This is a genomic window from Blastococcus sp. CT_GayMR20, assembly GCF_004570345.1.
In genome coordinates, this window is sequence record NZ_SPQM01000153.1 from 1 (window position 1) to 10591 (window position 10591).

Sequence of the window (10591 nt, forward strand, 5' to 3'; positions counted from 1 at the left end):
TTCGCCGCCGCCCGGTCGCGGGCCGCCGCCGGGGAGGCGGAGATCGCCCGCCTCGCGCTCGCCGCCGGGGAGGCCGCCGACCGCCGCGAGCAGCTCTCCGACGCCGAGGACGGCGACGCAGCGCTGGTCACCGCGCACGAGGACGCCGTCGCCGCCCACACGGCCGCGGCCCGCCTGGTGAGCGAACTGACCGAGGCCGAGCGGGCCGCAGAGCGCGACCGGGCGTCGTGGCAGGCACGCCGTGACGCCCTGGCGCAGGGGCTCACACCCGTCGACGGCGCCGCCGCCCTCCTCGGCGCGGATCTGTCCGGGGTCGTGGGGCCGCTGGCCGACCGGCTGACAGTCCGTTCGGGGGACGAGGTCGCGGTCGCGGCCGCCCTGGGTGGCATGGCCGACGCGGTCGTCGTCTCCGGAGTCGCGGAGGCCGCGGCCGCACTGGCCCACCTCAAGGACGCCGACGGCGGCCGGGCCGGGCTCCTCGTGACCGGGGGGCTGCCGCCCGTGCCGCGGGACGGCTGGCCGGTGCTCCCCGAGGGCCTCCGCTGGGCGCTGGACGGCGTCGACGCGCCGGTCGAGCTGCAGCCCGCCATGGCCCGCGCCCTCGAACGGGTCGCGGTCGTGCCGGACCTCGACGCCGCCGTGTCGCTGGTCCGGACCCACCCCCGGGTGCGCGCCGTGACCGCCGCCGGTGACCTGGTCGGCGCCGACTGGGCCGTGGGCGGCCAGAGCGAGGCGCCGTCCAACCTGGTCGTGCGGGCGCGGGTCGACGAGGCGGAGGCGGAACTCGCCGGCGCGGTGAGCCGGGCGGGCGAGCTCGCCGACCGGCTCGCGGCGGCTCGCGACGCTGCGGGCGCTCGTTCTGCCGACGTCGATGCCGCTCTCGCGGCCCGTCAGGCCTCCGACCGTTCGCGGTCGGCGGTCGCGGCGGAGCTGGCAGAGCTCGGTGCCGCGGCCCGTTCGGCGGCCGCCGAGGCGGAGCGGCACGTCGCGGCGCGGGTCCGTGCGGAGAACGACCTCGAGCAGGTCCTCGCCGCCCTCGCCGGACTCGAGCAGCGGCTCGCCGACGCCGAGGCCGCCCCGGTGGAGGAGGAGCCGTCCACCGAGGTCCGGGACCGGCTGCGCGCCGAGGTCACCGCCGCCCGGCAGGCCGAGACCGAGGCCCGGCTCGCCGTCCGCACGGCCGAGGAACGTGCTCGCGCCCTGCACGGGCGGGCCGAGTCGCTGCGTCGGCAGGCCCGCCAGGAGCGGGCCGCCCGCGAGCGGGCGGCGGTCCTGCGGGCGGAACGGGAGCGCGGCGCCGCCGTCGCGGCGCGGGTGCGGGCCGATGCGGAGAAGGCGCTCGCCGCGCTCGCGACCTCGCTCGCCAGGGCGGCTGCCGAGCGGGACGCCCTCGCGTCAGCCCGGAGCTCGTCGGAGGCCGAGCTGCTCGAGGTCCGCGCCCGCGTGCGCGCGGCCACCGCGGACCTCGACCGCCTCACCGACGAGGTGCACCGCGACGAGGTCGCCCGCGCCGAGCAGCGGTACCGCATCGAGGCGCTGGAGGCCCGCGCGGCCGAGGAGTACGGCGTCAACCTGCCCACCCTGCTCGCCGAGTACGGCCCCTCGGCGCTGGTGCCGCCGACCCCCGACCAGGTCGCTGCCGCCGAGGCCACCGGGGACCGGGAGCCGGAACCGGTGCCCTACGACCGCGCGCTGCAGGAACGGCGGGCGGCGAAGGCAGAGCGCGACCTCGCCACCCTCGGCAAGGTGAACCCGCTCGCGCTGGAGGAGTTCGCCGCGCTCGAGGAGCGGCACGGCTTCCTCGCCACCCAGCTCGAGGACCTCAAGTCCACCCGCCGCGATCTGCTGACCGTCGTCCGCGAGGTGGACGAGCGGATCCACGACGTCTTCGCCGCGGCCTTCGCCGACGTGCAGCGGGAGTTCGAGGGAGTCTTCGCCACGCTGTTCCCCGGCGGCCACGGCAAGCTGGTGCTGACCGAGCCCGACGACCTGCTCACGACCGGCATCGAGGTCGAGGCGCGACCGCCGGGCAAGAAGGTCAAGCGGCTGTCCCTGCTCTCCGGCGGAGAGCGGTCCCTGACCGCCGTCGCGCTGCTGGTCGCGATCTTCCGCGCCCGTCCGTCGCCGTTCTACGTCCTCGACGAGGTCGAGGCCGCCCTGGACGACGTCAACCTCGGCCGGCTGCTCACCCTCGTCGAGCAGCTCCGCTCGACGTCGCAGCTGATCATCATCACGCACCAGAAGCGGACGATGGAGATCGCCGACGCCCTCTACGGCGTCAGCATGCGCGGCGACGGCATCACCGGCGTGATCAGCCAGCGGCTGCGGGAGCTCGAGACCGCGTGATGCCGCGCTGGCCGATCTGCACGACGATGGACCGGTGAGCTCCGACCCCACGCGCCGTCCCCTGAGCCGGACGGAGCGGTCGCTGCTCGACTCGCTGCTCGACCATGAGTTCGACGGCGTCGCGGAACTGCGGGCGCAGGTGGAGCACGCGACGGCGTCGTCCGGCTGCGAGTGCGGCTGCGGGATGATCGACCTCCACGTGCCGGCCGGCCTCCCGGTCTCCTCCGCCGCCGGTCCCGTGCCGATCGAGGGCACGGTCCTCGACGCGAGCGGCGAGGCCATCGGCGGCGTCCTGCTCTTCGTCGAGCACGGGCGCCTGGCCGGCCTGGAGATCTACTCCGACGACGAGCCGCTGCCGTTCTGGGCGTCCGAACGGGTGCGCGTGCAGACGGACAGCGTTCGCTAACGGTCCGCTACACCCCGGACCGCACAAGCAGGTCCACCATCAGCGGCAGGTGGTCCGAGGCTCCCTCGGAGTCCAGCACCCGCGCGCCGGCGACGGCGACCCCGTCGGAGACCCAGACCTGGTCGATCCGGCGGTGCGGCGCGTGCGCGGGGTGCGTAAGCCCCTCGTCGCGCTGCCAGAACCGCCAGCCCGCCTGGTCGTCGCGGTCCTCGGCCAGGTCCCACGAGTCGGCGAACCGCCCCCGCAGCGCGGCCAGCTCGGGCGCCTCGGGGCGGGCATTGAAGTCGCCCACCAGCACACCGGCCTCCATGGAGTCGGTGTGCAGCGCGGCCAGCGTCGCCACCTGCTCGGCCCGCCGGGCCGGCTCGCCCGTGCTCAGGTGGGTGTTGGTGACCCACAGGGTCCCGCCGTCGAGTTCGAGCATCGTGCGAAGGGCACTGCGCGGCTCCCCGGCACCAGGCAGCCGGTGCACGTCACTGACCAGGATCGGCAGCCGCGACAGCAGCGCGTTGCCGTACTGACGGCGGTCCGGCCCGTCGCCCTGACGGGGGTTGTCGATCGCCGGCCCCCACGCCAGCTGCATGTCCAGCGCACGGGAGAGCAGCAGCGCCTGGTCGACGTCCTCGCTGCGCTCGCCGAAGTACCGGTCGACCTCCTGCAGGCAGATCACGTCGGCGTCCACCGAGTGCAGGAGCCGGGCCAGCCGGGGCAGGTCGTGCCGCTCGTCCCCACCCACGCCGTGGTGGGTGTTGAACGTGATCAGCCGCACCGGGATGGGCGGCTGGTCGGGGCCGGGTGCCGGCCGCATCTCCTGGGCACCAGTCATGCCGCCAGCCTGTCAGGCCCCCGCGAGGGACATGTCCAGCACTCCCCGCAGCTCCTCCTGGCCGAGGTCGGTCACCGACAGCTGGAACCGCGCCTCCCGGCCGGACAGCACGAGCTCGCCGATCTGGTTTCCGAAGAAGGGCCCGGCCTGCTTCTGCCACCGGAACTCGTTCGGCTCGGCCTTCGCACTCCTCGCCAGGGTCTCCGTCAGCCTCCTCGCCCACCGGCTCCAGCCGATCCGGAAGCCGATCCGGATGGGGTGCGGCGCCTGGTTGTGCAGCGGCGACACCGTCAGCTGGTGCACCCGGGCGTCGAGGCCCCCCGGCTGGACGAGCTCGGCGGCGTAGGCGTGGTGGACGTCGCCGGACAGCACCAGCGCGGTTGCCGGCGCCGGGCCGTGGTCCCCGCGGGCGACGCCGGTCAGCGCGCGTCCCAGCCGCTCGAAGGAGTCGCCGAACGCTGCCCAGTGCTCCAGGTCGGCGGCCTGCCGCACCTTCTCCGCGAACCGCCCCCGCCACCGGTTCTCGTGCCGCACGTTGAGGGTCTCGTTCCACCGCTCGATGTTGTGGATCGCGTGCGGCAGCAGCCAGGGCAGCGACGTCCCGACGATCAGGTGCTCGACACCCTCTTCGACCGACCGGCGCATGGCTGCCTCGACCCAGTCGAACTCGGCGTCGTCCAGCATCCGGCGGTTCTGCTCCTCCAGCACCCGGCCGGCCCGGCTGTCGATCATGATCAGCCGCGCGTTGCCCCAGTGGCGGACGAAGCTCCAGCGGATGCTCGCCGGCTCGGTGTCGGCGGCCTCGGCCATCTCGCGCAGGATCGGCTCGGCGTCGTCGGTCTCCTCGCCGAGTCCGCGGATCGCCTGCCAGGTCTTGTTGTCCGCCAGCTCCTGGGGGCTCAGGTTGCCCAGGTGCTGGTAGACCCAGTAACTCACCAGGCCGCCGCTGATGCGGTGTCGCCACCAGTCCTGACCGGTGGTCTCCCGACGCCATTGGGCCGACGTGTTCCAGTCGTCGATCATCTCGTGGTCGTCGAAGATCATCGACGACGGGACCGTCGACAGCAGCCACCGCACCTGGGGGTCGCTCCAGGACTCGGCGTAGAGCCGGGTGTACTCCTCGAAGTCGGCGACCTGCTGGTCCATCGCGGGGGCGACCGGCGTCCTGCCGCCGCGACGGAGGTGCAGCCACGAGCGCGTCCCCGTCGTCAGCTCGTCGGCGTAGACCTGGTCGCCGAGCAGCACCAGCGCGTCGGGCCACTCGTCCTCCGGCCTGCGGGCGATGCGCGCGGCGTAGGAGTCGAGTGCGTCCGGCGGAATGCCTGCGTCGGGCTCGACGGTGCTCGGGGTCGCGTAGCGGCAGGACCCGAAGGCGATCCGGAAGGTGTGGTCCCCGCCGGGCGTGCGGATCCGGCTGGGCGGGAACGCGGACTCCGCCGGCGGCCAGACCTGGACGCGGTCGAGGCGGACGTCGTACGGCGTGACGCTGCCCGGCTCCAGGTCCTCCACGACGACCAGGGCGTAGTGGTGCCCGCCGACGCAGAAGGTGTGCACCCGCCGGCCCAGCACCTCGACCTGGCACGGCCGGTCGGTCTCGACCCAGACGGTGGCCGAGACAGGGTCGACGTGCCGCAGAAGCGGGCCGAGCAGGAGGACCGGATCGTCGCGGCCAGGGAGGGACATGTGCTCCAGACTGTCCCACCAACCTGAAAGCCGCCTGCGAGACTTCAGGCATGGAATTCGTGCTGATCGCGATCGCGATCCTCGTCGTCGCCCTGATCGCCGGGGTCGGCCTGCTGGTCGGCCGGGGACGGCGGACCACCCGGCTGGACGACGACGCCATCGGCGGCACGACCCTCACCCGCCCGCGGCCGTCGCCCCCGGACGAGGAGACCCGGCCGGCAGGTGCCACCGCCTCGGGGCTGGGGTTGCCGCCCGAGACCGCCGCCCCGGAGGTCGAGCTCCCGCCGGCCGAGCCCGAGCCGGGCCTGGTCTTCGAGACGCCGCCCCCCTCGGCCGGCCGGCTGGTCCGGCTGCGGTCGCGGCTGGCCCGCTCGCAGTCCTCGCTCGGTCGCGGCCTGCTCACCGTCCTCGCCCGCGAGAAGCTGACCGAGGCCGACTGGGAGGAGGTCGAGGAGCTCCTCCTCGCCGCCGACGTCGGCGTGGCGGCGACCACGCAGATCGTGGAGCGACTGCGGACGAAGTCGATGGTCCTCGCCACCGCCTCCGGGGCGCAGCTGCGCGAGCTGCTGATCGAGGAGCTCACCGCCGTCCTGGGGCCGGACCTCGACCGCAGCCTCCACCTCGACCGCCACGACGGGCTCCCGGGCGTGGGTCTCGTCGTCGGGGTCAACGGCGCAGGCAAGACGACGACCGTCGGCAAGCTCGCGCGCGTCCTCGTCGGCGACGGCAAGAGCGTCGTCCTCGGTGCCGCCGACACCTTCCGCGCCGCGGCGGCCGACCAGCTCGAGACCTGGGGTGAGCGGGTCGGCGTGCTCACCGTCCGCGGCAGGGAGGGTGGCGACCCGGCGTCCGTGGCCTTCGAGGCGGTGCGGACCGGCATGGAGGCCGAGGTGGACACGGTGGTCATCGACACCGCCGGCCGGCTGCACACGAAGGCCGGCCTGATGGACGAGCTCGGCAAGGTCAAGCGGGTCGTGGAGAAGCTGGCGCCGGTCACCGAGGTGCTGCTGGTCCTCGACGCGACCACCGGCCAGAACGGCGTCGTGCAGGCACGGGTCTTCACCGAGGCCGTCGACGTCACCGGAATCGTCCTCACCAAGCTCGACGGCACCGCCAAGGGCGGGATCGTCGTGTCCGTGCAGCGCGAGCTCGGCATCCCGGTGAAGCTCATCGGGCTGGGGGAGGGCGCGGACGACCTGGCGCCGTTCGAGCCCCGAGCGTTCGCCGAGGGGCTGGTGGGCGGGGAGGACTGAGCGCTGGTCGGGGGAGCGGACTAGGGCTTCGCCCAGCGCTCCTCGATGCGGCCGAACCGCCACACCGCCAGAGCCAGGCCCCAGGTCACGACGAAGAGCCCCACGATGGCGAAGCCGACGAACTCGAGGTCCAGCGAGGCGACCCAGGTGAGGGGCCCGGACTCGATGCCCAGGCGCTCGACGAGCAGGCCGCTGAGCACGAGGACGCCGATGACCAGGGCGACGGTGACCGACAGCAGCGTGACGGTCAGGTTGTAGAAGACCTTGCGGATCGGCTTGAGGAACGCCCAGCCGTAGGCCCGCGACATCAGGACGCCGTCCGCGGTGTCGAACAGGCTCATGCCGGCGGCGAAGAGGACCGGCAGCACGAGGATCGCGTACCAGGGCAGGACGAAGGCGGCCGAGCCGGCGGCGAGCACGAGCAGGGCGACCTGGGTCGCGGTGTCGAAGCCCAGCCCCATGAGCAGGCCCACGGGGTACAGGTGCCAGGGCTTGCTGACCCGCCGGGTGACCCGGCCCAGGATCCGGGCGAGGAAGCCGCGGTTGTGCAGGTGCCGCTCGAGCTCGGCCTCGTCGAACTCGCCCGTGCGCATCCGCCGGAACACCCGGGCGATGCCGACGGCCGCCACCAGGTTCATCAGGCCGATCAGCACGAGGAACGTGCCGGCGACGACCGTGCCGACCAGCGCGAGGGTCTGGCCGACGTCGGAGTCCCCGTCCTGGACGACGTCGGCCACCGAGCGCACGCCGGCGACGAGCAGCAGGCTGGCGACGAAGACGACCGAGGAGTGCCCGAGGGAGAACCAGAAGCCGGCGCTGACCGACGGCTTGCCCTCGCCGACGAGCTTGCGCGTGGTGTTGTCGATCGAGGCGATGTGGTCGGCGTCGAAGGCGTGCCGCACCCCGAGCATGTAGGCGGTCAGGCCCACCCCGATCCCGAGCACCCCGGTGCTGCCCAACTGGTAGTCGTGGGGGGCGACGGCGAAGACCAGCACGCCCCAGCCGAGGACGTGCAGCAGCAGGACGAAGCCGGCCATCCCGCTGATCGATCGCCGTTCCTGGCGGGAGAGCCGCCCGCCGGGGGCGACCGGGGCCGCCGGCTCGGGTCCGCCCACCGTCACGCTCGAGATCACGGACGCCGACACTACTGCGAACTGTTCGCAACAAGCAGTCCGGGGCGCCTCCGGTTGTGAGAACCGCCACCGCGGTGCCCGTGCGCAACACGACTGGAACGCAACGGCCGGACACGCGGACCGGAGTTCACCGTTTCGAAACGCGGCAACGACAGCCCCAGAAACACGCCGACGGCACCGTAACCGCGACGTCGCCGCACCACGGGCGCCGTACCCATCGAACCGGCCCCAGGCCGACGACCCCCTCAGGAGGTTGCCGTGGTCAACACCGGCGACACCGCCTGGATCCTCACCAGCGCGGCGCTCGTGCTGCTGATGACCCCAGGCCTCGCGCTCTTCTACGGCGGCATGGTCCGCGCCAAGAGCGTGCTGAACATGATGATGATGAGCTTCGGGGCGCTGGCACTGATCAGCGTCCTCTGGGTCATCTACGGCTACTCGGTCGCCTTCGGCAACGACGTCGGTGCCGGCCTGCTCGGCAACCCGGGTGAGTTCTTCGGGCTCAAGGGCCTGATGGAGGACACCACCAGCGAGGCCGGCGGCCTGCCCGCCATGGCCTTCGTCGGCTTCCAGGCAGTCTTCGCGATCATCACCGTCGCGCTGATCTCCGGTGCCATCGCCGACCGGGCGAAGTTCGGCTCCTGGATGGTCTTCGCCGGCGTCTGGGCGACGATCGTCTACTTCCCGGTCGCCCACTGGGTCTTCGACTTCACCCTGACCGACGACGACGGTGCGGTCACCCACGTCGGTGGCTGGATCGCCAACAACCTGGCCGTCATCGACTTCGCCGGTGGTACCGCGGTCCACATCAACGCCGGTGCGGCGGGCCTCGCGCTGGCCCTGGTCCTCGGCAAGCGCCGGGGCTTCGGCCGCGAGGCCATGCGGCCGCACAACCTGCCGCTGGTCATGATCGGCGCCGGCCTGCTGTGGTTCGGCTGGTTCGGCTTCAACGCCGGCTCCGCGCTGGCGGCGAACAACACCGCGTCCGTCGCCTGGGTCAACACGCTGGTCGCCACGGCCGCCGCGACCCTGGGCTGGCTGCTCGTGGAGAAGATCCGGGACGGCCACTCGACCTCGCTCGGTGCCGCCTCCGGCGTCGTCGCGGGTCTGGTCGCCATCACCCCGGCCTGTTCCTCGGTCTCGCCGATCGGCGCGATCGTCGTCGGTGCCGTCGCCGGCGTGCTCTGCGCCCTGGCCGTCGGCCTCAAGTACCGGTTCGGCTACGACGACTCGCTCGACGTCGTCGGCGTCCACCTCGTCGGCGGCCTCGTCGGCACCATCCTGATCGGCTTCCTCGCCACGGCCGACGCCCCCGCGGGTGTCGACGGCCTCTTCTACGGCGGCGGCGTCGACCAGCTGTGGCGGCAGGTCGTCGGTGCGCTGGCCGTCCTCGTGTTCTCCTTCGTCCTTACGCTGGTCATCGGGATGGCCATCCAGAAGACGATCGGCTTCCGGATCACCGAGGAGGACGAGGTCACCGGCATCGACAACGTCGTCCACGCGGAGTCGGGCTACGACTTCGCCTCGCTCGGCAGCAGCGGTTCCACTGCACCACTGGCCGGCCAGGCACGTGCCACATCCACCGACGGCATGGCCCGTAACACCGAGAGGACCCTGGCATGAAGCTCATCACCGCCATCGTCAAGCCGTTCAAGCTCGACGACGTCAAGAACGCCCTCGAGCTGATCGGGGTCGCCGGCCTCACGGTCAGCGAGGTCCAGGGCTTCGGCCGCCAGCGCGGCCACACCGAGGTCTACCGCGGTGCGGAGTACCAGGTGGACTTCGTGCCGAAGGTCCGGATCGAGGTCGTCGTCAGCGAGCTCGACGCCGCCCGTGTCGTGGACGCGGTCGTCGAGGCCGCCTCGACGGGGCAGATCGGGGACGGGAAGGTGTGGGTGACGACGATCGACGAGATCGTCCGGGTCCGCACCGGCGAGCGCGGCGACGACGCGCTCTGAACTGAGCACCCAGCGACGCCGGCCGGGGACGCGGACCTTCCGCTGCCCCGGCCGGCGCCTTTCCGATCGATCCTCGAGGGGGACTGGTGCTGGACCTCGGCGCACTGCCCGGTCTGACCCGTGCCGAGCGCGTGCACGCGCTCGACACGTGGCTCGGCGGGCTGCTGGCCGACGCCGTCGGCGGCACGCCGCCGCCCAAGCCGCGCCGCGGCGGCCCACCCCCGCAGACCGGCACGGCCGGCGTCGCCCTGGTGGCGGTGGGCAGCCTCGGCCGCCGCGAGCTCCCGCCCCACGGTGACCTCGACCTCGTCCTCGTCCACGAGGGGCGGCCCGAGATCGCCGCCATCGCCGACGCGCTCTGGTACCCCGTGTGGGACGCCGGCATCCGGCTCGACCACTCCGTCCGCTCGGTGTCCGAGGCGATCGGCGTGGCCTCCACCGACGTCAAGGCCGGCCTCGGCCTCCTCGACGTCCGCCTCGTCGCCGGGGACGCCGAGCTCGCCGCCCGGCTCCGGACGGCGACGCTCGCCAGCTGGCGGCAGTCGGCGTCCCGGCTGCTGCCGCAGCTGCGCGACCTGCGCCGCGGCCGCGCACGACAGGTGGGCGAGCTGGCCTTCCTCCTCGAACCAGACCTCAAGGAGGCCTACGGCGGGCTGCGCGAGGGGCAGGTGCTCCGCGCCGTCGCCGCGGCCCAGCTCGGCGACGAGCCGGCCGCGGAGGTCGAGGCGGCCTACGCACTCCTCCTGGACGTGCGCGACGAGCTGCGCCGGCGCACCGGCCGCCCGAGCGACGTGCTGGTCCGCCAGGAGCAGCGGCCCGTGGCCGACGCACTGGGCATGCCCGACGAGGACGAACTGCTGCGCGAGGTCAGCCTCGCCGGCCGGCGGCTCGCCTTCGTCGCCGACGAGACCTGGCGGCGGGTGGAGGCGTCGCTCGTCCGTCGTCCGCGGGGCCGCTACCGCCGGGTGCGCCGGGAGCCGCTCGCC

General features: G+C 73.6%; 8 protein-coding genes and 1 pseudogene. 6 read left to right on the forward strand and 3 right to left on the reverse strand.

Annotation, left to right across the window (positions count from 1 at the left end; translation table 11 throughout):
- Both E4P40_RS23180 and E4P40_RS23185 read left to right on the forward strand, forming a co-directional pair.
- Positions 1–2346, forward strand: a 2346-nt coding sequence (locus E4P40_RS23180) for an AAA family ATPase (RefSeq protein ID WP_135160742.1), incomplete at its 5' end; no start/stop codon positions are given.
- A gap of 34 nt (positions 2347–2380) precedes the next feature.
- Complete coding sequence (locus tag E4P40_RS23185; RefSeq protein ID WP_135160743.1) at positions 2381–2752, forward strand: hypothetical protein; 372 nt, start codon at positions 2381–2383, stop codon at positions 2750–2752.
- Between the two features lie 7 nt (positions 2753–2759).
- On the opposite strand, the gene E4P40_RS23190 is transcribed toward E4P40_RS23185, so the two are convergent.
- Together E4P40_RS23190 and E4P40_RS23195 are read right to left on the reverse strand one after the other, a co-directional pair.
- Positions 2760–3578: an endonuclease/exonuclease/phosphatase family protein gene (locus tag E4P40_RS23190; protein WP_245160537.1), complete on the reverse strand. Its 819-nt coding sequence runs from the start codon at positions 3576–3578 to the stop codon at positions 2760–2762.
- Positions 3579–3590: 12 nt separating this feature from the next.
- Entirely contained in the window at positions 3591–5261 is a 1671-nt protein-coding gene (locus tag E4P40_RS23195) for an alkaline phosphatase D family protein (protein ID WP_135160744.1), read from the reverse strand.
- Between the two features lie 50 nt (positions 5262–5311).
- Here E4P40_RS23195 and ftsY point away from each other — a divergent pair, with 50 nt between their 5' ends.
- Positions 5312–6514, forward strand: coding sequence for a signal recognition particle-docking protein FtsY (ftsY, locus tag E4P40_RS23200; RefSeq protein ID WP_135160745.1), 1203 nt, complete (start codon positions 5312–5314; stop codon positions 6512–6514).
- A gap of 20 nt (positions 6515–6534) precedes the next feature.
- On the opposite strand, the gene E4P40_RS23205 is transcribed toward ftsY, so the two are convergent.
- Positions 6535–7647 (reverse strand): HoxN/HupN/NixA family nickel/cobalt transporter, encoded by a 1113-nt coding sequence (locus tag E4P40_RS23205; protein WP_245160538.1) that lies wholly within the window; start codon positions 7645–7647, stop codon positions 6535–6537.
- A 258-nt stretch (positions 7648–7905) separates the two neighbouring features.
- Here E4P40_RS23205 and E4P40_RS23210 point away from each other — a divergent pair, with 258 nt between their 5' ends.
- The 3 genes and pseudogenes from E4P40_RS23210 to E4P40_RS23220 form a co-directional block, all read left to right on the forward strand.
- Positions 7906–9270 (forward strand): ammonium transporter, encoded by a 1365-nt coding sequence (locus E4P40_RS23210; RefSeq protein WP_135160746.1) that lies wholly within the window; start codon positions 7906–7908, stop codon positions 9268–9270.
- Positions 9267–9605 carry a P-II family nitrogen regulator gene (locus tag E4P40_RS23215; RefSeq protein ID WP_135160747.1) on the forward strand — a complete coding sequence of 113 codons (339 nt, stop codon included), beginning with the start codon at positions 9267–9269 and terminating at the stop codon, positions 9603–9605. Before E4P40_RS23210 ends, E4P40_RS23215 begins: the two co-directional genes overlap by 4 nt.
- 86 nt (positions 9606–9691) lie before the next feature.
- Positions 9692–10591: pseudogene (locus E4P40_RS23220) on the forward strand ([protein-PII] uridylyltransferase); the annotation flags it as partial.